The 26,126-nt window shown below is 68.0% G+C and carries 28 protein-coding genes; 13 read left to right on the plus strand and 15 right to left on the minus strand.

Annotated elements, in window-relative coordinates; genetic code table 11:
• Nucleotides 1–3: 3 nt before the first annotated feature.
• Nucleotides 4–1,515: a sensor histidine kinase gene (locus NM2_RS30635; RefSeq protein WP_067676004.1), complete on the plus strand. Its 1,512-nt coding sequence runs from the start codon at nt 4–6 to the stop codon at nt 1,513–1,515.
• Between the two features lie 799 nt (nt 1,516–2,314).
• Here the strand turns inward: NM2_RS30635 and NM2_RS30640 are convergent.
• Nucleotides 2,315–2,569 (minus strand): WhiB family transcriptional regulator, encoded by a 255-nt coding sequence (locus NM2_RS30640; protein ID WP_040827274.1) that lies wholly within the window; start codon nt 2,567–2,569, stop codon nt 2,315–2,317.
• A gap of 230 nt (nt 2,570–2,799) precedes the next feature.
• Nucleotides 2,800–3,759, minus strand: coding sequence for a diacylglycerol/lipid kinase family protein (locus NM2_RS30645; RefSeq protein WP_067676007.1), 960 nt, complete (start codon nt 3,757–3,759; stop codon nt 2,800–2,802).
• A gap of 169 nt (nt 3,760–3,928) precedes the next feature.
• On the opposite strand from NM2_RS30645, the gene NM2_RS30650 reads away from it, so the two are divergent.
• Nucleotides 3,929–4,324 carry a hypothetical protein gene (locus NM2_RS30650; protein ID WP_067676111.1) on the plus strand — a complete coding sequence of 132 codons (396 nt, stop codon included), beginning with the start codon at nt 3,929–3,931 and terminating at the stop codon, nt 4,322–4,324.
• Between the two features lie 6 nt (nt 4,325–4,330).
• Here NM2_RS30650 and NM2_RS30655 read toward each other — a convergent pair whose 3' ends face one another.
• The 6 genes from NM2_RS30655 to cutA form a co-directional block, all read right to left on the minus strand.
• Nucleotides 4,331–4,939, minus strand: coding sequence for a GNAT family N-acetyltransferase (locus tag NM2_RS30655; RefSeq protein ID WP_067676010.1), 609 nt, complete (start codon nt 4,937–4,939; stop codon nt 4,331–4,333).
• Between the two features lie 72 nt (nt 4,940–5,011).
• On the minus strand, nt 5,012–6,304 hold the full coding sequence (locus NM2_RS30660; RefSeq protein WP_067676013.1) for an RNA polymerase sigma factor: 1,293 nt from the start codon (nt 6,302–6,304) through the stop codon (nt 5,012–5,014).
• 69 nt (nt 6,305–6,373) lie between these two features.
• A complete protein-coding gene (locus NM2_RS30665) occupies nt 6,374–6,715 on the minus strand; it encodes a YciI family protein (protein WP_067676015.1) in 342 nt (113 codons plus the stop codon).
• Between the two features lie 96 nt (nt 6,716–6,811).
• On the minus strand, nt 6,812–7,288 hold the full coding sequence (locus tag NM2_RS30670; RefSeq protein WP_067676018.1) for a GNAT family N-acetyltransferase: 477 nt from the start codon (nt 7,286–7,288) through the stop codon (nt 6,812–6,814).
• Nucleotides 7,285–7,899 carry an acid phosphatase gene (locus tag NM2_RS30675; protein WP_067676022.1) on the minus strand — a complete coding sequence of 205 codons (615 nt, stop codon included), beginning with the start codon at nt 7,897–7,899 and terminating at the stop codon, nt 7,285–7,287. Before NM2_RS30675 ends, NM2_RS30670 begins: the two co-directional genes overlap by 4 nt.
• Nucleotides 7,900–8,414: 515 nt before the next feature.
• The gene (cutA, locus tag NM2_RS30680; protein WP_067676025.1) at nt 8,415–8,738 is read right to left on the minus strand and encodes a divalent-cation tolerance protein CutA; all 324 of its coding nucleotides are present in this window, start codon (nt 8,736–8,738) and stop codon (nt 8,415–8,417) included.
• 313 nt (nt 8,739–9,051) lie between these two features.
• On the opposite strand from cutA, the gene NM2_RS30685 reads away from it, so the two are divergent.
• Nucleotides 9,052–9,582, plus strand: coding sequence for a hypothetical protein (locus NM2_RS30685; protein WP_157121409.1), 531 nt, complete (start codon nt 9,052–9,054; stop codon nt 9,580–9,582).
• 132 nt (nt 9,583–9,714) lie between these two features.
• On the opposite strand, the gene NM2_RS30690 is transcribed toward NM2_RS30685, so the two are convergent.
• Nucleotides 9,715–10,362, minus strand: a complete 648-nt coding sequence (locus NM2_RS30690) for a nucleotidyltransferase domain-containing protein (RefSeq protein ID WP_084531727.1) — start codon at nt 10,360–10,362, stop codon at nt 9,715–9,717.
• A 209-nt stretch (nt 10,363–10,571) separates the two neighbouring features.
• Here NM2_RS30690 and NM2_RS30695 point away from each other — a divergent pair, with 209 nt between their 5' ends.
• Entirely contained in the window at nt 10,572–10,760 is a 189-nt protein-coding gene (locus NM2_RS30695; protein WP_067676028.1) for a hypothetical protein, read from the plus strand.
• A 52-nt stretch (nt 10,761–10,812) separates the two neighbouring features.
• On the opposite strand, the gene NM2_RS30700 is transcribed toward NM2_RS30695, so the two are convergent.
• Together NM2_RS30700 and NM2_RS30710 are read right to left on the minus strand one after the other, a co-directional pair.
• On the minus strand, nt 10,813–11,076 hold the full coding sequence (locus NM2_RS30700; RefSeq protein ID WP_067676031.1) for a hypothetical protein: 264 nt from the start codon (nt 11,074–11,076) through the stop codon (nt 10,813–10,815).
• Nucleotides 11,077–11,321: 245 nt separating this feature from the next.
• On the minus strand, nt 11,322–11,738 hold the full coding sequence (locus NM2_RS30710; RefSeq protein ID WP_067676037.1) for a MarR family winged helix-turn-helix transcriptional regulator: 417 nt from the start codon (nt 11,736–11,738) through the stop codon (nt 11,322–11,324).
• 47 nt (nt 11,739–11,785) lie between these two features.
• Here NM2_RS30710 and NM2_RS30715 point away from each other — a divergent pair, with 47 nt between their 5' ends.
• Nucleotides 11,786–12,472, plus strand: coding sequence for a class I SAM-dependent methyltransferase (locus NM2_RS30715; RefSeq protein ID WP_174575699.1), 687 nt, complete (start codon nt 11,786–11,788; stop codon nt 12,470–12,472).
• Nucleotides 12,473–12,776: 304 nt separating this feature from the next.
• Here the strand turns inward: NM2_RS30715 and NM2_RS30720 are convergent, their stop codons facing one another.
• Both NM2_RS30720 and NM2_RS30725 read right to left on the minus strand, forming a co-directional pair.
• Nucleotides 12,777–13,997: an Rv3212 family protein gene (locus NM2_RS30720; protein WP_067676040.1), complete on the minus strand. Its 1,221-nt coding sequence runs from the start codon at nt 13,995–13,997 to the stop codon at nt 12,777–12,779.
• Nucleotides 13,998–14,204: 207 nt separating this feature from the next.
• Entirely contained in the window at nt 14,205–15,941 is a 1,737-nt protein-coding gene (locus tag NM2_RS30725) for a DEAD/DEAH box helicase (RefSeq protein WP_067676124.1), read from the minus strand.
• Between the two features lie 451 nt (nt 15,942–16,392).
• On the opposite strand from NM2_RS30725, the gene NM2_RS30730 reads away from it, so the two are divergent.
• The 3 genes from NM2_RS30730 (at nt 16,393) to NM2_RS30740 (ending at nt 18,692) form a co-directional block, all read left to right on the plus strand.
• A complete protein-coding gene (locus tag NM2_RS30730; RefSeq protein ID WP_174575700.1) occupies nt 16,393–17,454 on the plus strand; it encodes an alpha/beta fold hydrolase in 1,062 nt (353 codons plus the stop codon).
• Nucleotides 17,455–17,604: 150 nt separating this feature from the next.
• Entirely contained in the window at nt 17,605–18,303 is a 699-nt protein-coding gene (locus NM2_RS30735) for a ferritin-like fold-containing protein (protein ID WP_067676043.1), read from the plus strand.
• A 161-nt stretch (nt 18,304–18,464) separates the two neighbouring features.
• A complete protein-coding gene (locus NM2_RS30740; RefSeq protein WP_067676046.1) occupies nt 18,465–18,692 on the plus strand; it encodes a DUF3107 domain-containing protein in 228 nt (75 codons plus the stop codon).
• Nucleotides 18,693–18,765: 73 nt separating this feature from the next.
• On the opposite strand, the gene fasR is transcribed toward NM2_RS30740, so the two are convergent.
• Complete coding sequence (fasR, locus tag NM2_RS30745; RefSeq protein WP_067676048.1) at nt 18,766–19,443, minus strand: HTH-type transcriptional activator FasR; 678 nt, start codon at nt 19,441–19,443, stop codon at nt 18,766–18,768.
• A gap of 258 nt (nt 19,444–19,701) precedes the next feature.
• Here fasR and NM2_RS30750 point away from each other — a divergent pair, with 258 nt between their 5' ends.
• From NM2_RS30750 to NM2_RS30760, 3 genes are all read left to right on the plus strand, one after another.
• The gene (locus tag NM2_RS30750; RefSeq protein WP_439956943.1) at nt 19,702–20,781 is read left to right on the plus strand and encodes a DUF3152 domain-containing protein; all 1,080 of its coding nucleotides are present in this window, start codon (nt 19,702–19,704) and stop codon (nt 20,779–20,781) included.
• 80 nt (nt 20,782–20,861) lie between these two features.
• Nucleotides 20,862–22,046: an adenylyltransferase/sulfurtransferase MoeZ gene (moeZ, locus tag NM2_RS30755; RefSeq protein WP_067676057.1), complete on the plus strand. Its 1,185-nt coding sequence runs from the start codon at nt 20,862–20,864 to the stop codon at nt 22,044–22,046.
• 132 nt (nt 22,047–22,178) lie between these two features.
• Nucleotides 22,179–23,030 carry a TIGR02569 family protein gene (locus NM2_RS30760; protein WP_067676060.1) on the plus strand — a complete coding sequence of 284 codons (852 nt, stop codon included), beginning with the start codon at nt 22,179–22,181 and terminating at the stop codon, nt 23,028–23,030.
• A gap of 9 nt (nt 23,031–23,039) precedes the next feature.
• Here the strand turns inward: NM2_RS30760 and NM2_RS30765 are convergent, their stop codons facing one another.
• Nucleotides 23,040–23,708, minus strand: coding sequence for a FadR/GntR family transcriptional regulator (locus NM2_RS30765; protein ID WP_067676134.1), 669 nt, complete (start codon nt 23,706–23,708; stop codon nt 23,040–23,042).
• Nucleotides 23,709–23,845: 137 nt separating this feature from the next.
• Between NM2_RS30765 and NM2_RS30770 the strand changes: the two genes are divergently transcribed.
• Both NM2_RS30770 and NM2_RS30775 read left to right on the plus strand, forming a co-directional pair.
• Nucleotides 23,846–25,126, plus strand: a complete 1,281-nt coding sequence (locus NM2_RS30770) for an MFS transporter (protein ID WP_067676140.1) — start codon at nt 23,846–23,848, stop codon at nt 25,124–25,126.
• Between the two features lie 229 nt (nt 25,127–25,355).
• The coding region (locus NM2_RS30775) for an NAD(P)/FAD-dependent oxidoreductase (RefSeq protein ID WP_169816262.1) at nt 25,356–26,126 on the plus strand (771 nt) is incomplete at its 3' end.

Raw genomic sequence — 26,126 nt, forward strand, 5'->3', positions numbered from 1 at the left:
TTCATGTCCACTCTGAGTGATCTGCTCGCCGAGCACACCGACCTACCGGGCGCGGCCGTCGACCATCTGCAGCGCGTCGTGGGCGACTGGCAGCTGCTGGCCGATCTGTCGTTCGCGGATCTGCAGCTGTGGGTCGGCGTCGGCCCGGTCGCGGAGGGCGCCGACGTGGTGTGCGTCGCCCAGTGCCGCCCCACCACCGCGCCCACCGTGCACCCGGAGGACCTGGTCGGCTCGCTGGCCTCCCGTGCCGATCACGCGCAGATCTTCCAGGCGCTGCGCAGCGGTGCGATCGTGCGGGTCGACACCGACGTGGAACAGACCGGCGTCTACCACCCGAATCCGGTGCACCTGACCCACGAGGCGATCCCGGTGCGCGTCGGCGAGGACGTCATCGCGGTGCTCGGTCGCGATATCGAGGTGCAGCGCACCAAGATTCGCGGCAATCTCGAAATCGCCTACACGGCGTGCGCGGATGATCTGTGCCAGATGATGGCCGACGGCACCTTCCCGACCCTGGAGGATCGCACCGGTTCGCATTCGAGCCCGCGCGCCGGTGACGGTTTCATCCGGCTCGACACCGACGGCATCGTGCGGTTCGCCAGCCCCAACGCGCTGTCCGCCTATCACCGCATGGGGCTGCAGGCGGATCTGGACGGCCAGGATCTGGCCCAGACGACGCGTTCGCTGATCACCGACCCGTTCGACGCCCAGGAGGTCGTCAGCGACATCCAGGCCGCGCTGGCGGGCAAATCGGGGCGTCGCATGGAGGTCGAGGCGCGCGGGGCCACGGTCCTGCTGCGCACCCTGGTGCTGCGCCCGCACGGTGAGCTGGCCGGGGCGGCGGTGTTGGTGCGCGACGTCACCGAGGTCAAGCGCCGGGACCGCGCGCTGCTGTCCAAGGACGCCACGATTCGCGAGATCCACCACCGGGTGAAGAACAACCTGCAGACGGTTGCCGCGCTGTTGCGGCTGCAGGCGCGTCGCACCGAGAACGAGGAGGCGCAGCTGGCGCTGACCGAGTCGGTGCGCCGGGTCACCTCGATCGCCTCGGTGCACGAGATGCTGTCCATGTCGGTGGACGAGGAGGTCGATCTCGACGAGGTCGTGGATCGCCTGCTGCCGATCATGGCCGACGTCGCGACGGTCAACACCGCGCGGATCAAGGTGCGCCGGGAGGGTTCGCTGGGCGTGTTCTCCGCCGAACGCGCGACGCCCTTGGTCATGGTGCTGACCGAACTGGTGCAGAACGCCATCGAGCACGCCTTCGACGCCGGTGAGAACGGCACGGTGACGATCCGCTCGGAGCGCTCGGCGCGCTGGCTGGACGTGATCATCGGCGACGACGGTCGCGGGTTGCCGGACGGTTTCAGCCTGGAGGGTTCGGACCGGCTGGGACTGCAGATCGTCCGCACGCTCGTCACCGCCGAACTCGGCGGTTCCATCGGCCTGCATCCCGGCGCCGACGTGGGCACCGACGCGGTGCTGCGAGTCCCCCTGGGCCGCCGCACACGGTAATTTCGGCTGTATTCTTGGCCTCCGCTCCGCTCCGGCGGGTTTTCGGCGCTGTAAGGCTCGTCGTTCAGCCCTCGAGACTCGGCCTTCGGCCATGCGCTTCGAGGGCTGAACGACGAGCCCGCGCCGAAAACCTTGGAGCTGGTCTTGCTGAGCCTTTCGCTTCGCGGGCGATTTCCAGCGGGACGGAGACGCTTCGCCGCTGAGCACGTTCGTGATTGCGGGGGGACGTGTTGGTCACCCTGGGCGGCCACACCTGGAAACACCGACTTCGAGGCCGTGGCCCGAGGGGATTCTGGGCCGACGGAGCAGCGGAAGAATCGGTCCTTGCGGTCCGCGGCCTGCCGGAGATCCCCCCGGAGCCGGGTGTGTCGGGCACGTCACGTGGTTGCTCGGCGTGCGCTGGCGGTTCTTACCAGGCAATACGCGTTTATGGGACTTGTCGTGCGTCACATAGCGCGAGCTATTCGATCGGGTGCATTGCTATGCATGATGCATTGCCGCGCCGAATTTCCGTCCGGTTGTTTTGTGCGGCACGGTATCTGCCATTTCGGGGCATGCCGATCCGAAATGTGCGGATTGCACTGCGTCGCCGTGGTCCGGTCGAATGACCAGGATGACGGATATGCCTGTGCCACAGAGTGGTCGGTTCGAGCGGTGGGCATCCGAAAGTGCCGTCCGGACCGGCGATATCGGACCTCGGAGACAATGAAGCCCGGCACCTCGCGGGTGCCGGGCTGAAGTGGGTTACGTGCCGGGGCTGATGCGAGCGATCGCGGTGGCCGTAACGCCGGCCGTCGTCTCAGACGACGGCCCTGGTGCGCGTACGCGCATTACGACGCTTCAGCGCGCGCCGCTCGTCTTCGCTCATACCGCCCCATACGCCGGCGTCCTGCCCGGACTGAAGGGCCCAGGACAGGCAGTCAGCAGTGACGGGGCAGCGGGCGCAGACCAGCTTGGCATCGGCAATCTGCGCGAGTGCAGGACCGCTGTTACCCACCGGGAAGAACAGCTCGGGGTCCTCATCGCGACAGATGGCCTTGTGGCGCCAGTCCATTCCTCTGCTCCTTTGCTGGGCGCCGCAAGGCGCCGTGAGTTTGTGGTTCGTTCACTTGTGCGACTCGAATGTTTCCGCACGGTTGCTTGTGAATGCTTTCACGAACACCGTAGATGTCAATAGCTTTGTGGTGCACCGTGGGGAAGCTCACGCCTAAGACCCCGCTAACGGGGACGCGGAGTCCTTTCTACCCGCTCGACACGGTTTTCGCAGCACAACTGGGAGGTTTCTCAGTTGTGTCGGCTCACATCCGGCTGCGGCGCGACCACATCGAGGACCTGCGGCACGGCCGTGAAATCCACCACGTTGCGCCGGCCGATGAAATCGCCATCGATTTGCAAGCCGATGGGCGTGTCGGCCTCGATCCGCACCGAAGGGACGTCGTCATCCCGAAACAGGCTGCGGGCCTGCGGGTTTCCTTCGGCGGCCAACAGTTGCCGGGCGATCAGGAGGGTGGGCAGCACCCCCATGGTCCGCATGGCGAACACCCCGAGTCCCGTTTCGAACGTCGTGCCGGGATTGGTGTGTACGGGGGTGGAGTCGAGATAGGTCCAGGGGGTCGTATTCGTCACGAACGCGTAATAAACATCACCGATGGGGGCATGCCCGGGAATGTGCAACGTCACCGACGGCTCGGCGCGGCGGGCGCGGAAGAACTGCCGCACGCTCGTGCGGACGTACCGGGCCGGACTGGCCGCATGACCCTTGGCGCGGCTGTTGTCGATGGCCTCGCAGACGTCGGCGTCCAGGCCGACGCCCGAGGTGAAGGTGAACCAGCGATCGTCGGCCAGGCCCAGGCCGATCCGGCGGTCCTTCTTCAGCGACATCAGATCGATGAGCTGATTGGTTGCTGCGACCGGATCGGGTTTGATGCCCAGCGAGCGCGCGAAGACGTTGGCGGACCCGCCGGGGATCACGCCCAGGCGCGGTTTCCACGCCTGCCCGTCATCGATCTGCGGCAGCGGCAGGAACCCGTTGATCGTCTCGTTGACGGTGCCGTCCCCGCCGTGCACGACGATCAGGTCCATCTCGTTCGTGGCGGCCCACTGCGCGAGTTCGGCGGCGTGCCCGCGGTGCTGGGTGTGCGCGACGGTCAACTGGGTCCGGCTCTCCAGCGCATGGGCCAGTAGATCGCGGGTGGCCGATGTGGTGGAGGTGGCATTCGGATTCACGATCAGCAACGTCCGCACGCGAAGAGCCTACTGACCGCCTGTCCGAAATCTGTGCCCCGCCCGTGAGCTCGCTCGGATTCCCTGGTCGTGGTCCGTCCGGGCCGGGTCGTAGGCTGGGCGGGTGGCGAAGCAGAACTCGGACGGGCACGATGACGACCCCGTCGTCGAGCAGAGCCAGGCGCGGGCGGTGCCGGGGACGGTACGCGGTGCGGGCGCGCTGGCGGCCCTGGAGGGCGCGATCGGCGTGATCGTCGCGATCGTGCTGGTCGTGCGCGGTCTGTCGGGGGCGGATCAGAGCAAGGTGAGCGCGTACGGGACCGCGGCGTGGTTCGTGATCCTGGGCGGTGCGGTGCTGGCGGCCGGGATCGCGTTGTTCCTCGGACGTCGCTGGGGCCGGGCGATCGCGGTGATCGCGCAGATCCTGCTGCTGCCGGTGGCGTGGTACATGATCGAAGGCCATCAGTTGCAGTTCGGTATTCCGCTGGGCTTGATCGCGCTGGCCGGACTGGGCCTGCTGTTCGCGCCCGCGTCCTCGCGCTGGATGGCGCAGGGGTACGACTCCTCGATCGGCTCGGCGGGCTGATCGCCGTCAGCGCGGGCTGCGCCACATCGGCCACATCGGCGGGCCGCCGTCGGTGATGTTCAGCTCCCCGGTGAGGTCGTAGCCGAAACGCTCGTAGTAGGCGATGTTCTCCTGTTTGCTCGATTCCAGGTAGGCGGGACAGGCGGTTTCGTCGCAGTGCGCCAGGCGCGGGGCGAGCAGGGCGTGGCCGAAACCGCGTCCGCGGGCGTCGGGATGGGTGCCGATGAAGGCCAGGTACCAGTGCGGCTCGGCGGGGTGATGCTGGGCCATCCGATCGGCCATCTCCCCGGCGACTCGCATTCGCCCGCGAAACGCGCGCACGACGCCGGGCAGCATCCGCAGCTGGGCGGGTCCAGAGGTCTGCCAGCCGCCCGGCGGCGCCCACACCGCCGTGCCGAGCATCCGGCCGGTCTCGTCGAACGCGACGTCCACACCGCCGCCGGGCAGGAACTGATGCCGGACCATCGCGGCGAACATGTATCCCGCGCGCCGGGGCCGGACGCGGGAGTCCGGAACGAGCCAGCTGATGATCGGATCGTCGGCGAATGCGGCCCCCAGGACGCGCGCCAGTTCGGGCACGTCGGAGGCGATTGCCGGGCGAACGGAGATCGTCATTCGTTCACGATAGGACCGCCGTGCCCGGTAGGCCCGTAACGACCCCTGAGCGCCTCGTGGGCGCATTTTTGGTCACTTGTCTAGTTCGGCTTCGCGGGCGGTGAGGAAGGCGCGCTCGGCGGCGTTCTCGGTGAGCAGCAGGGCTTCCTCGTAGGCGAGCCGGGCCTCGCGACTGTGGCCCAGTTCGGCCAGGAAGTGTGCGCGGGCGGCGGGCAGGTAGCCGTAACCGGCCAGTTGCGGTTCGGCGGACAACTCCGCCAGCGCGGTCAGCCCCGCCGCGGGTCCCTCGGCCATCCCGACGGCCACGGCCCGGTTCAGCGCCACCACCGGCGAGGGCCACACCTGGATCAGCACGTCGTACAGTCCGGCGATCTCGGGCCAATCGGTGTCCGCGTAACCGGCGGCCTCGGCGTGCACCGCCGCGATGGCGGCCTGTAGCGCGTAGCGGCCCGGATTGCGGTTCAGCGCGGCCCGGACCAGCGCGATGCCCTCGGCGATCTGCACGCGATCCCAGCGGGTGCGGTCCTGTTCGGACAGCCGCAGCATCATCCCGTCCGCTCCGACGCGCGCGGCGCGGCGCGCGTCGGTGAGCAGGATCAGTGCGAGAAGTCCTGTCACATCGGGATTTTCGGGCAAAAGGGTATGCAGCATGCGGGCCAGATCGGCGGCCCGCTCGGTCAGGTCGCGGCGGATCAGATCCGCGCCCGCGGGTGCGGTGTGCCCGGTGGTGAACAGCAGATGGACCACCTCGAGCACGGCGTCGACGCGGTTGGGGAGTTCGGCCGGGCCGGGCACCCGATAGGGGATGCGGGCCGCGGCGATCTTCTTCTTGGCCCGGGTGATGCGGGCGGCCATGGTCGGCTCGCCGACCAGGAAGGCGCGGGCGACCTCGGCGGTGCTCAGACCGCAGACCAGCCGCAGCGTCAACGCCACCTGCGCCTCCACGGACAGGGCCGGATGGCAGCAGGTGCAGATCAGCCGCAGTCGGTCGTCGGGGATCTGCGTCAAAGCGGTGATCGCGGAATCGGCGATGTCCTCGGTGCGATCGTCCTCGATCAGCAGCGGCAGTGTCCGGCGCATCGTCGAATGGTGGCGCAGCAGATCGAGGGCGCGATTGCGGGCCACCGTGGTCAGCCAGGCGGCCGGGCGCGCCGGGACGCCGTGTCGCGCCCAGTGGCCCAGCGCCTGGGCGTAGGCGTCCTGTACGCATTCCTCGGCCAGATCCAGATCCCGGGTGATCCGCACGGTCGTGGCCAGGACGAAGGCCCACTCGTGGCGATGTGCGTCGGCCACCGCCGCCGCGACCTCGGTGTGCGTCGCGGCCTCGGCGGGTTCCGCCGCGGATCGGTCCCGCGAGTGCGTCACTTGCGGGACCTCCGCGCAACCAGGTGAATCATGTTGCGGTGCATCATAATTCGTGATCTGGATAGCGATTCAGCTCAGCACGAGCAGCGGCCGCACCTCGACGCCGCCCTCGGCCATCGGCACCTGCTTGGCGACCTCGAGCGCGGCGTCCAGATCGTCCGCCTCGATCAGGTAGTAGCCGCCGAGTTGCTCCTTCGTCTCGGCGAACGGCCCGTCGGTGACGGTGAAACCGCCCGCGCCGTCGGGGCGGATGCTGGTGGCGCTGTGGCTGTGCGCGAGGGCGTTGCCGCCGCGCAGGGCCGATTGGTTGGCCTGCATGAACTCCTGATGGCTGCCCATCGTCGGGGTGCCCGGCGCGGGTTCGGAGACCTGACGTTCGTCCTGGTAGATCAGGACCAGATACTGCGACATGGTGATCGTCCTTCGAACAGTGTGGCCCGCCTTTCGGACCATTCAACTCTTCGACGGACGGCCATCGGCGAAATCGACAAGGCCGCGAGAAAAATTTCAGCGCGCGGCGAGACGGTCGAGTGCCTCGCCGGTCAGGCGGTAGCCGGTCCACTCGTTCTGGGGGGTCGCGCCCAGTGCGTCGTAGAACTCGATCGAGGGGGTGTTCCAGTTCAGGACCGACCAGTCCACGCGTCGATAGCCGTTGGCGACGGCCTCGCGGGCGAGTTCGGCGAGCAGGGCCTTGCCCAGCCCCAGACCACGCGCCTCCGGCTTGACGTAGAGGTCCTCGAGGTAGATCCCGTGTGTGCCCGTCCATGTGCTGTAGTTCAGGAACCAGATCGCGCAGCCCAGCACCTCGCCGCCCGAATCATGTTGTGCCACATGGGCGAACACTTTCGGATCGGGGCAGAACAGGGAGGTGTGCAATTGCTCGTCGGTGAGGGCGCATTCGTGCCGGGACTTCTCGTACTCGGCCAGGTCGTAGACCAGCCCGACCAGGGCCGGCACGTCCTCGGGGGTGGCGCGGCGGATCATCGGGCTCCTCCCGAGGTGGCCGGGACGAGGTTGTGCGCGAGGATCGTGCGCGTGCCGTGCTCGTGGCCCAGCACGCTTATCCCGGCGGTGGACAGGTAGAACCGGCGTGCCTCGCACACCTCGAATTCGGCCCACCGCGCGATCAGGCATCGCGAGAAGTGCCCGTGCCCCACCAGCACCACATCGCGCACCTGCAATTCCGGCTCCACCTTTGCCAGCACCCGATCGGCCCTGGCCTGCACCTGCGCGGCCGATTCGCCGCCCGGGGCCGGATCGGTGAAGATCGTCCAGCCCGGTACGGACTCCCGGATCTGCGGCGTGGTCAACCCCTCGTAGTCGCCGTAATCCCATTCCACCAGGTCGTCGTCGATCCGCACATCCGCCAGCCCGGCCAGCTCGGCGGTCCGCACCGCTCGCTGCCGCGGACTGCACAGCACCAGCGGATCGGCCAATCCGAGCCCCGCGAGCACCTCCCGCGCCGCCCGGGCCTGCTGTTCCCCGGCCGTCGTCAGCGCGATGTCGGTCCGCCCGGTGTGTTTGTGTGCCTTGGACCACTCGGTTTCCCCATGCCGCAGCACCACCAACCGGAACTCACTCGTGGAACCACTCATGGGCTCGATCATGCCGGACCGGGTGGGGGTTGCCTGCGGCCGGTGCGGGCCGTCGCAGAGGGGCGGTCCGGCCGTGGCACGAGTCCGGGGCGTCGGCCGTCGCCTGTGGGCCGTCGCCTGTCGGGCGACGGGGCCGGGTCGGAGGTCGGAGGGGTGTTCGGGTGGTCGGAGCGACGTCCGGGTGGTCGGAGCGACGTCCGGGTAGTCGGAGCGACGTCCGGGTAGTCGGAGCGACGTCCGGGTAGTCGCGTGGATTGTAGCGAACAGGTGTTGTTAGTGGAACGCATTGTCGCCGAATATAATTCGGCTAGATATGTGGCCCATGTCGGTGAATCCACAAGTGCGCGAGGATGATCGACGACTATAGCCGTGCGTGACAGCTGTATCGCCCGCCGCGGCGTTGCGCAGTGCTCATTCGTGTACGGCGAGATCGGTTCGGGCGAAAGCGGTTCGGGCGAAAGCGATCACGCCGAATCACCGACCCGGAAGGCGATCACGTACGGGTCACTGATGCGTCATGCGGTGGAGTCCAGGACCCACTGGCGGTAGCCCGGGTGGGCGTTCGAGACCGGGACGGCGAGGACCTGGGGCGTGTCGTAGGGGTGGTCCCGATCGGCGCGGGCGATGATCGCCGGGACCAGTGAGCCGCGGGTGTGCAGGACGACCAGCGCCTCCGCGTCCTCCTGGACCGCGCCCTCCCAGCTGAAGATGGAACGGATCGCGGGAATGATGTTGCCGCACGCGGCGAGTCGGTCGGCGACCAGGGACCGGGTGAATTCCGCCAGCCATTCCGCGTCGTCCGCGGTGATCGTGACGTCCACCAACTCTTCTTCGGCCATGCCTGCACACCCTTCGGTCTCGGTCGACGCGCCACTCGGTTGCTCGGTCTGCTCGAGTTCGCTCGAATCCTCACCACGAGCGTATCGAGCGACATACGATCAGACGTCGAAGTCTGCTCAGACGTATATGTCTCGTGAAATCTCGCGAAGGTTGGGGTGCCGAGGTGGACAGATGCGTGCGGATCTACGAGTTTCCCTGCGCTGCGCCGGGGATCGGCAAGTCCGGAGGCAGATGCGCGGACGCGCGAAGAGTGCGGGCGGAACATTCCGGGCGCGGGGCCGCGGCCCGGGGCGACGACCGAACGGGGGCGTCGTGAGCGGCCCGGGGGACACGGGCCTGCCGCGCCGTCACCACGGCCTCCCGCCCGATCCGGACTGCGCCGCGACTGCCTCGGGAGAGGTTGTTACACCGCAGGATTGGGCCGCATCCTATCGATCGCTGTTCGGCCTGCCCCGCGTGCACGTCACCGCGCCGGGGTTCGTCGTGCTACCCCTCACCGATTCCATCGCGGCGGTCAATACGCCTGAGCCGCTGGGTGTTTCGATCCTCGGCGAACTGGTCGACCGTGGCATACCCGGCCCGGTCCTGGTGCGGGCCCGCCCGCCCCGCCGTACATTCCTGGTGGTGGCCGACCGCCACCCGAGCCCCGACCATCTGGCCCGCCTGGAGCGTCGCGGCATCGATATCGGTCCCCATCGCGGAAATGTCGTGCTACCCACCGGTTTCGGCCGTCACACCGCCGAGGGCCGCTGGTGGGCCCGCCCACCCCGGCGCGACGAATCCCTGCCTCTGCTCTCCGAACTCGTCTCGGCCGCGATCGCCGTCCTGGACGGCCTGCGATGATCTGCCTACCGATGGCATTCACGAACCCTGATCCCTTGCGCCACTTCGATATTCATCTGTCCGCCGTGACGTAGCACCGCTGCGCGAACGAGAAGCTGCTAGATGGTGACGATCTTGCGCGCCGAGGAGGCATCACCGTGTGCAGGACTCCCATTCGTGTCCGGGATGGTGGTCGCGGAGGTGGTCTCGGAGGGTGCGGCGCCGGGGCTCGGTCATGGCGGGCCAGGTTCGTCGCAGGTCTTCGTGGTCCTTCGGCCGGGCGTGCTTGGCCTTGAAGATCAGGACGATCTCCGGGTCGAGGTAGCGGATGCCGTCGGGGGCGGTCCAGGTGACGGCGTCGAGCGGGGCGGTCATCGACGGGTTGCGGCGGTTGACCCATCGGCCGTTGCGGCTGGGGTTGAGCAGGACGTCCAGGAGCCAAGGGGCGGTGGCCTCTTCGCGTAGCCAGACCTGGACGGCGTCGTCGAGGAGGTCGGGGTACTGGTCGTTCACGGGACGTAGTGCTCCGGAGCTCGCCGACCACACGTGCAGGCGGCCGGTGACGGCGCGTTGCAGTTCGGGCAGGTCGTGGCGGAATATGGCGACGTCGATATCGTCGTGGGCGCGTCGGGTTCCGGTGAACGCGTCCAGTGCCCAGCCTCCGGCGATCCACCACGGTCCGGCGAAATCGCCGAGGATGTCGCGGCCGTCGGAAGGCGTGACCGTCGCCCACGCGCCGTACAGCCGGTGGAACTCGATCTTCTCGGCATCCGTGTGATGTTGCGGCGGAAAGGATTTCATCATCGGACCATAGTCCGGGAGGGGCTGGCCCGGAGTGGGTCGGTGGTTCGCGAGCGCGGCCGAGGTGTGCGCAGGGCTGACCCGGGTCGCCCGTGAGCGGTATGCCGGTCGGGCGGTGAATCATCCTGCGGGGTGATGTGCCGCGAATGTGCTGTCCGGCAGGCTGAATGTCCGGGGGTCGGAGCTTTCTCGCTGAACAGGAGGGTGTTATGGGATTTCTCGAGGCACGTCGGCGACGCCGGGCGGCGCGGGACGAGAAGGTCAGGACCGTGGCCTACGAGAAGGCGGTCGGTGCGGGCGCGTCGGCCGAGGATGCGAGTGCCGCGGCCGAGCGGGCGGTGGAGCGCGCTCGCCGTCGTCGTCGCCTGATCATCAGTTCGGCGGGCAGCGGGAGCTGAACAGCCCCCCGGGCTCCGGCGCGCAGGCCGGAACCGGGGGATTGCCGAGGAGTTACCAGGCGCGGCAGCGCCGGTCGTGGTGGCCTCCGCGGTCGTGCTCGTTGTTGTGCCACATGCCCTGGCGGTCGCAGTGCCAGTCCTGGCGGAACGGGTCCTTCGGGTCGTGCCAGCCGGGGCGGTTGAACCCGCCCCAGTTGTTGTCTTGATGGACCGGCGCCGGTTGGACCGGGTTGGCGGCGGCCGAGCCGATAACGGGCCCGGCCAGCAGGGCACCCGCGGCAATGGCGACGAACGATGCGGACAGTGTCCTCTTCATGATTACCTTTCTTCGAAGGTTCGGTCCCGACCTCGGATGTCATTGGATGCTGCGCGGGTCCGAGACGCAACAACTTGGGGCCGATACACAGCAAACTCATATTTCCTGTGCGCCGCGGAGGCCGGACGAGGCCGACGCGTACCGGACGGAGATCCTGGCCGGAGTGGTTGCCGAGCAGTCGCCAAACTACCCGACGTGTGCGGCGGAATCCCGGTCCGCGGCCGTGGCGGGGCCGGTGTCGTAGCTCAGCCGACCGCGGCGAGCAGACGGCGGAACTCTCGGCGATCACCGGCGCTGAGTTTGGCCAGGACATGGGATTCTGCCGCGAGCACCAGCGGATCGAGCCGCTCGAGCAGGGCCACGCCCTCGCGCGTCAGGGTGGCGGGCAGCGACCGGCCCGTCGGCACCGAGGCCGGGCGGGTCACCAGGCCGCGGTCCTGAAGTTCCCGGATCACCTTGTTCATCGCCTGCGGCGAGACGGTCGCGTCGCGAGCCAGCTCCGCATTGGACCTACCGGGAGATTGGGACAGCAGGCGCATGCAGAGATATTGCGGGAACGTCAGTTCCAGCGGATCCAGTGCGGTCGCGACCACTTCGGAGCGCAACGCCGCGGCAACCCGGTACAGAAGGTAACCGAGAGGCCTTTCCTCGAGACCTTCCATGTCAACTATATTGACATATATCAACCAGGTTGACATAGAATGGGGTCATGACGAGTTCATCGAATGACGCGATGTTCGAATCCGCCTACCGTGGTGAGGCCCCCGAGATGGGGCAGGGAAATCGGCCGCCGTGGAGTCTCGGCGAGCCGCAGCCCGAGATCGCCGCACTCATCGATGCCGACAGATTCCACGGCGAAGTCCTCGACGCAGGCTGTGGCGAGGCCGCGACCTCGCTGTATCTCGCCGAACGAGGTTTCACCACCGTCGGCTTGGACCAGTCGCCCACCGCGATCGACCTCGCCCGAGCCGGGGCGGCCGAGCGCGGCCTGACCAACGCCAGCTTCGAGATCGCCGACATCAGCTCTTTCGCCGGTTACGACGGCCGGTTCGGCACCATCGTCGACAGCACCCTGTTCCACTCGATGCCGGTGGAACTGCGCAAGGGGTACCAGGAGTCGATCGTGCGCGCCGCCGCGCCCGGCGCATCCTATTTCGTCCTCGTCTTCGATCGCGCGACCCTGCCCGCGGGCCCGGTCAACGCCGTGAGCGAGGACGAGTTGCGCGAGGCCGTCGGCCCGTACTGGACCATCGACGAGATCCGCCCGGCCCGCATCCACGCCAACGTCCCGGACAACTTTCCCGGCTTCGGCGAATTCGCCGGATCCGACATCCGGGACGAGGGCCCGGGCCGCAAGTCGGTACCGGCCTGGCTGCTGTCGGCCCACCTGGGCTGAGGCGAAACAAGGTACAGCACAACGTTTTCCGAACGCCCGCGCACAGGTCCATGACCGAACGCGGGCGTTCTGTCGCACTCGATCGCACGGCTCCGTGGAGTTTCCGGGCGCCGGCATCTCCGATGTGGCCGGTGCTCGTCGGGCCGCACTGCCCGGACCGCTGTGCATTGCAAAGCGATTGCCGTGCAACAGTTTTCGACCTGAACCCCCCCTTGTGATTTTCGTAGAGAGGGCGGAAAGTATACGGGCGCAAGGACTTCGAACATGCAGGGGTTGGGTGTTCGCCCCCGGCACGCCTCGGTTGTTACTGGCCGATGCCGTAGATGCGGCCGTCCCGTTGTTCCAGGATGGTGGATCCCACTGCGGCGAGGGAAATGGGGCCGTTGTGATAGTCGGTGCGCTGCAAGGGGATTCGAGCTGTCTCCACGCCGGTGTCGGGGTCGAGGGCGGCGATGCCGCCGTCGACCGGGATGAGGATCCGACCGGCCATGAGGACGGGGGAGCCGAGGGCGTCGGGGGCGGTCCAGAGCGGATCGAATGTGCTGGAGTTCAAGGCGATAACGCTGTTGCCGGAGAAGATCAGGTAGGCCGAGCCGATTCGGGTGGCGGTCGCCGTCGGCGGGAGAGGGGCGTTCAGACGCTCGGTGGACAGCAGATTCGCGGTGCCGTCGAAGATCGCCAATTCCGGTGTGGTGGTGCCGGTTCCGGGGAGATACAGCAGGATTCGGTTGTCCGACACCGCGAGTACGCGCGCGCCCTCGACGTTCGCACCGGGATCGGTCAGCACATGTGAGCCGTACTCCTCGGGCACTGTGCTGTCCTTGGGAGCCGGGTTCAGCGCGCTCAGCCGGTCCGCGCCGTCGCCGGGGCAGTGCTCGAGCACCGCCAACCGGCTGCTGCTGGACACCGAAGACAGCAGGGTGCAGCCGACGCGCGGCTGGGTCTTGATGTTCACCGGCGCGTCCACGTAGCCGTATTCGAGGGTGCGCACCAGATCCGAACGCCACACCTCGAGCCGGTCCGAACCCTGGGCGAGGAAGTAGGTGCCGTCCGCGGTCAACGTGATCGCGTGATCCATATAGCTGCTGCGCGCGGTGCGGCGGGCGCCGGTGTCGGCCGAGAGCATCGTGGTCTGGCTGCACCCGCGCTGATCGCGATAGGTGCCCACGACGGTGCCGTACTGCGCCTCCACACCGCACAGCGGCATATCGCGCTGGTATTTCCACACCTGCTTACCGGTCACCGGATCGTATCCGGTGATGGTGCCGCCGTCACCGGCGACGGCCACCCCGGCGGCGGTCAGCGCCCGCGCCGCCGCGCCGTCCGGCGCGTGCCACAGCTCGTGCAGGGATTGCGGCAGCTGGTCGGCGGCGACGGGTTGTTCGGCGGCATGCGCGGCGGGCTCGGAAATCGTGCCGCGCGCGTCGCTGATCCACCACACGACGACTATCGCGATCACCACCACGACGGCGATCGCGACTGCGGCAAGGAGATCGGCGCGCGTCCGCCGCTCAGGTGCGAGCACGCCAGCGAGCGTAGTCGATCCGCCGAGCCCGCCCGATGGTGACGTCGCGGCGCAGGACTTTCCGGTGCCGCACAGGTTGGTGCGCCCGGCCGAGCGGGAGTGCCGAGGCCGCTGAAGCGAATCGGCGGGCCCGGCGGATCCAACCGACGAGGGGCCCTGCCTGACTCGCAGGCGGGGCCCCTCGATCGGTCGGTATCGCTACGACGTTCAGGCCGTCACGGAGATCGGTGCGTCCGTGGCCTCGGCGGATTCCTCGCCTGCGGGCCGGCGACGGCGGCGACGGCGGCGGGCCGGTTTGTCGGCCTGCTCATCCGATTCGGCGGGCGGCGCGTCCGAGCCGTCGGCCTCGGACGTGGACTGCGCACCGTCTTCGGCAGCCGCGCTCGCACCGGAGGACCGGCGACGGCGGCGACGCCGCGCGGGCTTGTCGGCGGTCTCCGAATCGGTCGAATCCTGTTCGGCCGCAGACGATTCGGTGCCCTCGTCATCGGGTTCGGTTGTCATCTGGGCGCTTTCGACGCCGTCGATCGGCTGCCCGCCGCGGGTGCGGCGACGGTTGCGCTTGCGCGGGGTGCGCGGGGTGCGCTCCTCCACGACCGCGTCCTCGTCGCGTTCCACCTTGCGGCGCAACGTACCCGTCGCGCCCTCGGGGATGTCGAGATCCGAAAACAGGTGCGGGGAGCGGGAATACGTCTCCACCGGCTCCGGAATCCCCAGTCCGAGTGCGGAATCGATGGCGGACCAGCGGTTCAGCTCGTCCCAGTCCACCAGCGTCACCGCGACGCCGGTGCGGCCCGCGCGACCGGTGCGGCCGATGCGGTGCACGTAGGTCTTCTCGTCCTCGGGGCACTGGTAGTTGACGACGTGCGTGACATCGTCGATATCGATGCCGCGGGCGGCGACGTCGGTGGCGACCAGCACGTCGATCTTGCCCTTGCGGAACTTGTCCAGGGCCTTCTCACGCTGTACCTGGCCCAGGTCGCCGTGCACCGCGCCGACGGCGAAGCCCCGCTCGGCCAGATCGTCGGCGACCTTCTGCGCGGTCCGCTTGGTGCGGGTGAAGATCATGGTCGCGCCGCGTGCGGACGCCTGCAGGATGCGCGCGACCACCTCGCTCTTGTCCAGCGCGTGCGCCCGGTAGACGAACTGCGCGGTGCGATCGTGCACCGCCGAATCGTGCGGCTCCTCGGCCCGGATGTGGGTCGGCTTGTGCAGGAAGGTGCGCGCCAGGGTGATGATCGGGCCGGGCATGGTCGCGGAGAACAGCATCGTCTGGCGCTGGTCCGGCACCATGTTCAGGATGCGCTCGATATCGGGCAGGAAGCCCAGATCGAGCATCTCGTCGGCCTCGTCCAGTACCAGCACGCCGACCTTGCCCAGGACCAGATGCTGCTGTTCGGCCAGGTCCAGCAGGCGGCCCGGGGTGCCGACGACCACGTCGACGCCGGCGCGCAGCGCCGCGATCTGGGTTTCGTAGGGTCGGCCGCCGTAGATCGAGGTGACCTTCAGCGGTCCCTGGTGATTGGTCAGGTATTTGCTCGCATTCTCCAGATCCTTGGTGACCTGGATGCACAATTCACGCGTCGGCACGATGATCAGTGCGCGCGGTGTGCCGTCCAGCGCGGTGGTGCCCGAATTGCCGCTGGAAATGCGGTGCAGCAGTGGCACGCCGAATCCGAAGGTCTTACCCATACCGGTGCGTGCCTGGCCGATCAGGTCTTCACCGGCCAGCGCGAGCGGCAGGGTGAGTTCCTGGATTGCGAAAGTACGTTCGATTCCGATCTCGGCGAGTGCGCGGACGATTTCCGCGCGAACTCCCAATTCGGTGAATGTGGGGGCGGTGTGCGTGGGGTCGAGCTCTGCTGTCACCAGATTGTCGCTCAACCCGGGTTCTTGTTCCACGGTGATCTTGCTCAGGTTCTTGCCTTCCTCGCGGTTTCGCATCTCGCGCGCACGAGGTGTGGGGCGGACCCGGTGGTCCACTCTCGGCCACATATCCGGCGGTGTGTCCCACCTCGGCCGCTGCGGGATGCCGGTGGCGGCATCAACCTGGCGCGGCGCATCGGTGTTGCGGATCTGTGCGCGCACATTTTCCATTCGGGCCGCGGTACTTCTGCTCGGTCACCCTGTGATGTCACGAGTCGAAATTTCCGCTACCCATGCAGATTGTAGCGTGATATCTTCCGCCGCTCGGGATGCCTCATGGTAAATGCGCGATGCGGCCGGTGCGAAGTTCGCCGGATTTATTGTCTTCCCGCGTGGTGTGCGGTGTGGCACAGGATAATTCACGAATCCCGTTGAATTTGCGTATGCGCGCGGTGGTCCGGGGCCGGCGCCGGGGGAGTGGCAGATCCCACATATGTGTGACGCCGTGTCACGGGATACCTTGATGCCTGTGAATCTGGCAGACACCGTGACCCGCGCCGCGCGCAACGCCTGGGCGCTGACGCTCGGCGACGGTATCGAGCAGCCCGCCCCGACGCCGTACACGGTGCTGTGGGATCAGGCGCACCGGCGACTGCATCGTTTCGAGCGCATCGGGGAACCGGGTGTGGCCGACGCGGGTTCCGCGGTGCTGTTCGTTCCGCCGCTGGCCGCCGCGGCCACCTGCTTCGATCTGCGTCCCGATCAGAGCCTGGCGCGTTTCCTGCTCGACTGCGGGCATCACCCGTATCTGGTCGACTACGGCGAGATCACCTTCGCCGACCGGCGGATGGGGTTCGAGGACTGGATCGACGACATCCTGCCCGAGGCGATCCGGCGAGTGTCCGCCGATCGCGGGGGTGCGCCGGTGGATCTGGTCGGCTGGTCGCTGGGCGGCGTGCTCGCGCTGCTCACCGCGGCTGCCGACGCGGCGCTGCCGATCCGCTCGATCACCGCGGTCGGCGCGCCCCTGGACTACGACAAGGTGACGTTCGTGCCGCAGGTGCGCGCGGCGGCCCGGCTCACCGGCGGCATCGGCGCGTCCACGCTGATCCGGCTGGCGGGCGGCGTCCCCGCGCCGCTGACTCGCCTGGCCTACCGGGCGACGTCCTGGGAGCGTGAGCTGCGGCGCCCACTGTTCGTCGCGACGCATCTCACCGATGCCGCCACGCTCGGCCGGATGGAGACGATCGATCGTTTCCAGGCCGGCATGCCCGGATATCCGGGACGGCTCTACAACCAGCTGTGGGGCCGCTGCATGCTGGCCAACGACCTCGGCAAGGGCGAATTCCGGCTGGGTGAGCGTCGTATCGCGCTGTCGGAGGTGACCGCGCCGGTGCTGCTGGTGGGCGGTCCCGACGACGTGATCACCCCGGCCGCCGCCGTCGAACACGGCACCCGCACCCTCACCGGAGCCGCGTGGGTCCGCTTCGAGACCGCGCCGGGCAGTCACCTCGGCATCCTCACCGGTCCGGCCGCCCGCAACACGACGTGGACGTACCTGGAGAAGTTCCTCGCGGATGCCCCGGCATGAGCGGTCGAGGCCCGAAGGCGGCAGCGGAGCGTCACCACGCAGGGCCCCGCTCATGCCGTCTGTAGTTACAGCATGAGCGGATGGGCACGACACCGTGAAATCACGGTGACCTGTCACAACTGCACCGAGCGCGATACTAGGGTGTAGGGCATGGGAGCAAACCCGCCTGCCGCGCTGGACGATTCGACCGAATCCACTGTTCGCATTCCCGCCGATCATCCCGGCGTCACCGACCTGTTCGCCGTCCTCGCCTACGGTGAGATCTCGGCGTTCTATCGGCTCGCCGAGGAGGCGAAGCTGTCGCCGTCGCTGCGGGGCAAGGTGTCCGTCGCGACGATGGCCGCCGCCGAGATGGGCCACTTCGAGATGTTGAACCGGGCCCTGGCCGATCGCGGAGTCGAGGTGTTCGACGCGATGGCGCCGTTCGTGCGCGCGCTGGACGCCTACCACAATTCGACCGACCCCTCGACCTGGCTCGAGTCGATGGTGAAGTTCTACGTCGGCGACGGTCTCGCGGCGGATTTCTACACCGTGCTGGCCAGTGCGCTGGCCCCCGAGGTGGCCGCGGTCGTGCGCGACGTGCTGGCCGAGACCGATCATTCGCAGTTCGTCGTGGAGGAGGTCCGCCGCGCGGTCGAGGCGAGCCGTTCCGAGCGCGACCGGCTGAACCTGTGGGGACGACGGCTGCTGGGCGAGGCGATCACCCAGGCGCAGTGGGTGATGGCCCAGCGCGACGAGCTGACCGAACTCGTACTCGTGGCCACCGGCGATCTCAACGGGGTTGCCGCGCTGTTCGAGCACATGCAGGACAGTCACGCCGAGCGCATGCGTGTGCTGGGTCTGGGCTGAGGGCGGTGATCGCTTGTCGCGCTGCGGCATTCGAGAATCGTTTCGGCGCACGCCGGGCGGGGCGTGCGGCGCGTACCGCGTTTCGCTGAGAGCGTTACGTGGGCTCGCCTGCCCTGCATTAGCCTGATCATGACGACATAGGGACTTTTAGGAGGTTGGCCGTGGAGGTCAAGATCGGTATCTCGGATAGCCCGCGTGAGCTCGTCATCAGCAGCTCGCAGACCCCGGAAGAGGTCGAGGCGCTGGTGTCCGGTGCGCTGACCGGCAAGGACGGCGTGATATCGCTGACCGACGAGAAGGGTCGCAAGTTTCTGATCCAGGCGGCCAAGGTGTCCTACGTGGAGATCGGCACCGCCGCCACCGGCCGCGTGGGCTTCGCCGCGGTCTAGAGGTTCATACGATTTCGGGCCCCGGCGACACCGCCGGGGCCCGAAATCGTCTGTACGTGTGCCTGGTCGGCGACTAGTACGCCGAACTTCCCGGCGAACGGGTCGGCACGTGCTTGAGGCCACCCCAGCAGAGCGAGACCGTGGTGTCGACGGCTTCTTCCTTGGGGATGGGCCGGTCGGCCTCGAGCCAGTAGCGAGCGGTGATCTGGCTGGCGCCGACCAGGCCGACGGCCAGGATGCGGGCGCGGTAGGGGTCCAGGCCGGAGTCGTGTGCGACCAGGTCGAAGACCGCGTCCACGCATGCCTCGGTGGCCTGCTCGACCCGGCGCTGCACCTGCGGCTCACTGGTCAGGTCGGATTCGAAGACGAGCCGGAAACCCTGGGTGTCGTGGTCGACGAAGTCGAAGTAGGCGGCGACCGCGGCACGAACGCGCTGCTTGTTGTCGGTGGTGGAACGCAGCGCCTGACGCACACTCGAAACCAGCGCGTCGATGTAGTTCTGCAGCACCGCCAGATACAGCTCGAGCTTGCTCGAGAAGTGCTGGTAGAGAACGGGTTTGGAGACACCCGCGCATTGGGAGATCTCGTCCATGCCCGCCGCGTGGTATCCGCGTAGCACGAAGACCTCGCTCGCCGCCGCGAGTAGTTGCGCCCGGCGGGCGTCGCGGGGCAGGCGGGTTCCACGCTTGTTCGGGGCCATGGTCTCGGACGACAGTCGAGACGACGTCATCCGGTCCACGAGGTCTGTCATTTCGGCATCTCCCAATCAATTCCCGGCGGAATAAGGTGTGCACGGGGTATCCAACGAACGATACTCGTTCCGATTGTCCCTCGCTGGGCTCGGGCCAACTCGGAGGCTGGGTATGCGCAGCCGATCCCGGTAGCTATTGGCAACTTGTCAGTAAATGGTCTTCGTAAGCAATCTCGCACAGTGGTGAGATATCTCGCAACCGATCCGCTCTTCCCGGTCCTGCATTGCGCAGATCACGGTTGTGAGAGTCTGTTCGTCGTGACCGACCAACAGGACGGATCATTCGACGGCGGTGCCCGGCGCGGTCGCGTCGGCACGGTAGTGCCCGACCAGGACGCCGCGGAGGATACGGATTTTTCCGGCGGGGACCGCGACCGGCAACCGTTGCGAGCGCAGTGGGATCCGACGAATTCTCCGGATCACGATTCCCGGGAGCGGGAGGCCGACGCGTCCCGGCCCGGACGCGCGAAACGGCAGCGGGCGATGGCACGCCGCTTCGTGTCCACCTACGGCTGGCGGGCCTACGCGCTGCCGGTGCTGATCGTGGTGACGGTTCTGGTCGTGGTGAACGCGGTGCGGGACAGGGGGACCTCCGGCGGATCCGGCATACCCGGCGTGGGAAAGCTGAGTCCGCGGTCGGATCGGGGCGGCATCATCGGCGTACCGCCCAAGGGCGACGGGAAGTTCGCGGCCGGACTGCCGACCGGCGCGCTGCCCGACGGCGGCCCGTTCACCGAGGCGGGCAAGGGAACCTGGCATGTCGTGCCCGGCACGTCGGCCAAGGTGGGCGCCGCGCAGGAACATCTGTTCACCTACACCGTCGAGATCGAGGACGGGGTGGAAACGGCCGGATACGGCGGCGACCAGTCGATGGCGCACATGGTCGACGCGACGCTGTCCAACCCGAAGAGCTGGATTCACGACACCCGATTCGGATTCCGCCGGATCGATTCGGGCGAACCGGATTTCCGCATCTCCCTGACCTCGCGCAAGACCACCGAGGCCGATTGCGGATTCGACATTCCCATCGACTCCTCCTGCTACAACTCCGATCTGGGCCGCGTGGTCCTGTCCGAGGTGCGCTGGGTGCGCGGCGCGCTGGCCTTCGAGGGCGATATCGGCTCGTACCGCCAGTACCAGATCAATCACGAGGTCGGCCATGCCGTCGGCTATCACGACCACCAGCCCTGTGCCGTCGACGGCGGTCTCGCGCCGGTGATGATGCAGCAGACCTTCGGCATCCGCAACGACGACATCGCCGCTCTCGACCCGCAGGGCGTCGTACCCAAAGACGGCAAGAAGTGCCGCTTCAACCCGTGGCCCTATCCTCGCGGATGAGAGCTGCCCCGGGGAACAGTGGCCCGATTCGGGGTGTTGCATACTTCGTTACTGCGAATTCGATACAAGGAGTCCAGGACGTGTCATCACCGAAGCCCCTGCCGCCGCTGGTCGAGCCGACCGGTGAGCTGAGCCGGGAGGAGGTTGCCCGCTACAGCCGCCACCTGATCATTCCGGATCTGGGCGTGGACGGGCAGAAACGGCTGCGCAACGCCAAGGTGCTGGTGATCGGCGCGGGCGGGCTGGGCTCCCCGGCGCTGCTCTATCTGGCCGCCGCCGGAGTCGGCACGCTGGGCATCGTGGAATTCGACGAGGTGGATTCGTCGAATCTGCAGCGCCAGATCATTCACGGCGAATCCGATATCGGCCGCAGCAAGGCCGACAGCGCGCGCGACTCGATTCTGGAGATCAATTCCGGAATCGACGTGGTGCTGCACAAGTTCCGGCTGGACAACGACAATGCGGTCGAACTGTTCTCCGGTTACGACCTGATCGTCGACGGCACCGATAATTTCGCCACCCGCTACCTGGTCAACGACGCGGCGGTGCTGGCGCACAAGCCGTACGTGTGGGGTTCGATCTACCGGTTCGAGGGCCAGGTGTCGGTGTTCTGGGAGGACGCACCCGACGACCGCGGCATCAACTACCGCGATCTGTACCCCGAGGCCCCGCCGCCGGGCATGGTTCCCTCCTGCGCCGAGGGCGGCGTGCTGGGCGTGCTGTGCGCGTCGATCGGCTCGATCATGGTGACCGAGGCCATCAAGCTGATCACCGGCATCGGCGACCCGCTGCTGGGCCGGCTCATGGTGTACGACGCACTGGACATGAGCTACCGGACCATCAAGCTGCGCCGCGATCCCGAACGTCAGCCGATCACCGAACTGATCGACTACGACGCGTTCTGCGGTGTGGTGTCCGAGGAGGGGCAGGCCGCGGCCGCGGGCTCCACGATCACCGCGCGCGAGCTCAAGGACATGCTCGACGCCGGCAAGGACGTCGCCATCGTGGACGTGCGCGAGCCCGTCGAATGGGACATCGTCCGCATCGAGGGCGCGAAGCTGATCCCCAAGGACCGCATCCTGTCCGGTGAGGCGTTGTCCGAACTGCCGCAGAACCGCCCGATCGTGCTGCACTGCAAGACCGGCGTGCGCTCGGCCGAGGCCCTGGCCGCACTCAAGCAGGCCGGATTCGCCGACGCCACCCACCTGCAGGGCGGAATCATCGCCTGGGCCAAGCAGATCGACCCCTCCCTCCCGGTCTACTGAGTTCCGCCGCCGCCGCGCGACTTCATCGGGTCCGGGGCGGCGGATCCGGGGTTCTGCCTGCGTGATCTCGACGTGGGCGTTGCTTCGGCGCGGCGGCGGGAGTGGTTCACTCGGCGGGAGTACGGTACGGCCGTGACATCTGTGGAACCCCCCGAGCATGTGCGGGCCACATTCGGTCTTCGCGAAGTGACGCCGATCGCGCTGGGGGACTGGGACGGCGGCTGGCGGTGCGGGGATGTGGTGCTCTCACCGGTGGCCGACCACGCGCGTGCCGCGTGGTCGGCGAATGTCCGCGAGACGTTGTCGGTCGACGGGCTGCGCCTGGCGCATCCGGTTCGCGCGACCGACGGACGGTACGTCGTATCCGGTTGGCGCGCAGACACATTCCTCGAAGGCACCCCCGAACCCCGGCACGACGAGGTGGTGTCGGTCTCGCTGCGGCTGCATCGGGCCACGGCCCGGCTCGAGCGTCCGCGGTTCCTGGCGCAACAGCCCATCGGTCCGTGGATGGACGTGGACGTCTTCGTCGCCGCCGACCGCGCGGCCTGGGAACCGGTGCCGCTGCGCAGCCTCAAGGCAGGTGGCATGCAGCCGGTGACCTCGCCCGACGGGCAGCGCAGTCTCGAAATCCTGGCCCAGCTGTCCACCCTGCGCAAAACGGTGCAGGCGGCCTCGCAGCTCGTGCACGGCGATCTGTTCGGCACGGTTCTGTTCTCCGGCACGGCGACCCCGGGCCTGACCGATATCACCCCCTATTGGCGACCCGCGTCCTGGGCGGCCGGGGTGATCGTGGTCGACGCGCTGTCCTGGGGCGGCGCGGACGAGGGGCTGCTGCACCGGTGGTCGGATCTGCCGGAATGGCCGCAGATGATGTTGCGTGCGGTCATGTTCCGGCTCGCCGTGCACGCGCTGCATCCGCGCTCGACGCCCGAGGCGTTTCCGGGACTGGCCCATACGGCCGATATGGTCCGGCTGCTGCTCTAGTCGCGGTGGTCAGCGGCCGGGATATTCGGCGATGAGCGAGCCGAGGAAGCAGTCGGCCGCCTTCGCGGCGCGTTCGGGGTCGCCCGCGATCACCGCGTTCACCAACTCGGCGTGTTCGGTGTGATAGGAACCGCCGGATTTGGGTGTGCGCGAACGGATTCCCTGTTCCATCACCGGCAGCAGGGAATCGTAGAACTCGAGATAGACCGCGTTGTGGCTGGCGACCACGATGCCGCGGTGCAGTTGGACGTCGGCGTGGATGGCGCCGGGATCGTCGTCGTCCCATGCCTTTCGGCGTTCGTCGAGCAGATACAGCAGGGTGGCGATGTCGTTGTCGTCGCGGCGTTGCGCCGCCAGGCGCGCGGCCTGGGTGTCCAGGGCCTGGCGCAGTTCGAGGATGTCGCGTTCGACGGCGTCGGCGAAGTACTTGGCCAGGGTGCCGCCCAGATCGGAGATCGCGATCACGTAGGTGCCCGATCCCTGCCGGCGTTCCAGCATTCCGGCGTGCACCAGCGCCTGCACCGCCTCGCGCACGGTGTTGCGGCCGGTGCCGGTGAGTTCGGTCAACTCCGGTTCGGTGGGTATGCGGGAGCCGACGGGCCAGCGGCCGGAACGAATTTCGGCACGAAGCTGGTCGGTGACCTGAGCGATGAGGCTGGTGCGCCGGACTTGTTGCACACGCAACAGAGTACCCCGGTAGTAATCCATTGCCTCCCATCATCCGGTCATCCTATGATTTACCGGTGCCACTGACCGCCCCCGCCGAAAGCCCGTCCATCGCGTCCGCCGAACCGCAGCACGCGGACGTCCGAACCATCGCCGACCGTCGCCGCGTTCTGCTGGAAGGGCGGCTGCTGGTCTTCGCCGCGATCATCGTCTCGGCGTTCACCCTGCGCCTCGCGGTCACGGCGTTCACCCCGCTGGCCGAGCGGATCGGCGCGGATATCGGTTATTCGACGACGGTCGTCGGCGTCTTCGGCATGATCCCGACCGTGATGTTCGCCGCCGCGGGCGTGCTCACCCCGATTCTGGTGCGCCGACTCGGGCTCGAGCGCACGGCGCTGGTGGCCATGCTGGCGGCCGCGGTCGGGCAGGCGGTGCGCGCACTGGTTCCGGCGACCTGGGAGCTGCTGGTGTTCTCGGCGCTGGCCCTGGCCGGGATGGGCGTCGGCAACGTCGTGGTCCCACCGCTGGTGAAACGGTATTTCTCCGATCGCCTCGCGACGCTCAGCGCCCTTTACATCACGATGGTGCAGTTGGGTACCGTGCTGCCCGCACTGATCGCCGTGCCGGTCGCCGACGCGGACGGCTGGCGTGTCTCGCTGGGCGTGTGGGCGCTGCTTCCCCTGGTCGCGGCGCTGCCGTGGCTGTGGGTGTTGCGCGATCGGCGCGGTCGCGATGTCGCGGTGCGCCCGGCGGGCCCGGAGGCGGTAGCGGAGCGTCACCACGCAGGGCCCTCGGAAGCACCGCCGTTCAACGCTGCCCGGACCGCGCTGCCCGACCAGTCGGCGGGCGGTAAGGCGTGGAAGTCGCCGGTGGCGTGGGGTATGGCGGGCATGTTCGGGATGACCTCGCTGACGACCTACGCCATGTTCACCTGGCTGCCCAAGATCTTCACCGACGCCGGAGCGAGCGCGGCCTTCGGCGGCACCATGGTCGCGGTGTTCTCGTTCATCGGATTGGGCGCGGCGCTGGCCGCGCCGAGTGTGACCGCCCGGGTGCGCAATCCGTTCCCGATCGTGATCGGTTGTGCCATTTGCTATTTCGTGGCGTTCGCCGGACTGCTGTTGGCTCCGATGAGCGCCCCGGTGCTGTGGGTGCTGCTGCTGGGCCTGGGGCCCAGTACGTTCCCGATGGCGTTGACACTGATCAATCTGCGCAGTCGCACCCAGGCGGGTTCGGCGGCGTTGTCCGGATTCGCCCAGGGCGTGGGATACACCGCCGCGTGCGCCGGGCCGCTGCTGTTCGGCGTACTGCACACCGTGACCGGCGGTTGGGCCGTGCCGTTCGCCCTGCTGGCCCTCGCGGTGGTGGTGATGCTGGCCGGCGCCTGGCAGGCGTGCAAGCCGCGGATGCTCGAGGACACCTGGAACTGATCGTCCGGTTGCGTGGTCCGGGCCACATGCGTTTCGATGATGCTGTGGCCGGGAACACCTCGGCCCGAACGCATTCGCGGCCGCGCATCCGGTAGCAGGGCAGGGGCCGGTATCTCACGGGAAGATCGTCACGCAGGTGAGCAACCGTTGATTTGACGGTCATTTCGCGCAGCATCGCCGCAATACCCGTTTCCTACCGTGGGGTCATCCGGAATTCAGGAGGTTCCCCGTGAGCGTGCCGCGCATCCCCGCCCAGCGCACCGTTGTCGTCGTCGGCCACGGCATGGTCGGTCATCGCTTCGTCGAGGCGCTGCGGTCGCGTGATACCGAGGACCGGTGGCAGATCATGGTGCTGGGCGAGGAGCCGCGTGCCGCGTACGATCGCGTCGCGCTGTCCTCCTACGTGGGCGTTTGGGATCCGGCGGCGCTGGCGCTGCCCGGTAACGAGTACGCCGGCGACGAGCTGGTGGATCTGCGGCTGGGCGTGCGGGCCGAGTCGATCGATCGCGGCGCGGGCAAGGTCTTCACCTCCGACGGCGAGGCCATCGCCTACGACGCGGTGGTGCTGGCGACCGGCTCGTACGCGTTCGTCCCGCCCGTGCCGGGACACGATCGGCCCGAATGTTTCGTGTATCGCACCATCGAGGATCTTGACGGCATCCGGGCGGCGGCGCAGGAGGCCGGGCCGGGAGCCGTGGGTGTAGTGGTCGGCGGTGGTCTGCTCGGGCTGGAAGCGGCCAATGCGCTGCGCCTGATGGGCGTGACCCCGCACGTGGTCGAATTCGCGCCGCGGCTGATGCCGGTGCAGGTCGATCAGGGCGGTGGCGCGATCCTGGAGAAGCTGGTCGGCGATCTCGGGTTGCGGGTGCACACCGGTGTCGGCACCTCCTCGATCGAGCCCGCGGAAGATGGTGCGGGAGTCCGTGTTTCGCTGTCCGACGAATCGGTCATCGACGCCTCGCTGGTGGTGTTCTCCGCCGGTATCCGGCCGCGCGACGAG

Source organism: Nocardia miyunensis NBRC 108239, from assembly GCF_001613065.1.
Lineage (GTDB): Bacteria > Actinomycetota > Actinomycetes > Mycobacteriales > Mycobacteriaceae > Nocardia > Nocardia miyunensis.

What these genes read in the sequence shown, in the direction of transcription:
- NM2_RS30690 (WP_084531727.1), bottom strand. Translation starts at nt 10,362, where the DNA reads ATGAAATCCTTTCCGCCGCAACATCACACGGATGCCGAGAAGATCGAG.
- NM2_RS30725 (WP_067676124.1), bottom strand. Translation starts at nt 15,941, where the DNA reads ATGCGAAACCGCGAGGAAGGCAAGAACCTGAGCAAGATCACCGTGGAA.
- NM2_RS30640 (WP_040827274.1), bottom strand. Translation starts at nt 2,569, where the DNA reads ATGGACTGGCGCCACAAGGCCATCTGTCGCGATGAGGACCCCGAGCTG.
- NM2_RS30710 (WP_067676037.1), bottom strand. Translation starts at nt 11,738, where the DNA reads ATGGAAGGTCTCGAGGAAAGGCCTCTCGGTTACCTTCTGTACCGGGTT.
- NM2_RS30635 (WP_067676004.1), top strand. Translation starts at nt 4, where the DNA reads ATGTCCACTCTGAGTGATCTGCTCGCCGAGCACACCGACCTACCGGGC.
- NM2_RS30670 (WP_067676018.1), bottom strand. Translation starts at nt 7,288, where the DNA reads ATGATCCGCCGCGCCACCCCCGAGGACGTGCCGGCCCTGGTCGGGCTG.
- NM2_RS30715 (WP_174575699.1), top strand. Translation starts at nt 11,786, where the DNA reads ATGACGAGTTCATCGAATGACGCGATGTTCGAATCCGCCTACCGTGGT.
- NM2_RS30675 (WP_067676022.1), bottom strand. Translation starts at nt 7,899, where the DNA reads ATGAGTGGTTCCACGAGTGAGTTCCGGTTGGTGGTGCTGCGGCATGGG.
- NM2_RS30655 (WP_067676010.1), bottom strand. Translation starts at nt 4,939, where the DNA reads ATGACGATCTCCGTTCGCCCGGCAATCGCCTCCGACGTGCCCGAACTG.
- NM2_RS30665 (WP_067676015.1), bottom strand. Translation starts at nt 6,715, where the DNA reads ATGTCGCAGTATCTGGTCCTGATCTACCAGGACGAACGTCAGGTCTCC.
- cutA (WP_067676025.1), bottom strand. Translation starts at nt 8,738, where the DNA reads ATGGCCGAAGAAGAGTTGGTGGACGTCACGATCACCGCGGACGACGCG.
- NM2_RS30735 (WP_067676043.1), top strand. Translation starts at nt 17,605, where the DNA reads ATGGGAGCAAACCCGCCTGCCGCGCTGGACGATTCGACCGAATCCACT.
- NM2_RS30700 (WP_067676031.1), bottom strand. Translation starts at nt 11,076, where the DNA reads ATGAAGAGGACACTGTCCGCATCGTTCGTCGCCATTGCCGCGGGTGCC.
- NM2_RS30695 (WP_067676028.1), top strand. Translation starts at nt 10,572, where the DNA reads ATGGGATTTCTCGAGGCACGTCGGCGACGCCGGGCGGCGCGGGACGAG.
- fasR (WP_067676048.1), bottom strand. Translation starts at nt 19,443, where the DNA reads ATGACAGACCTCGTGGACCGGATGACGTCGTCTCGACTGTCGTCCGAG.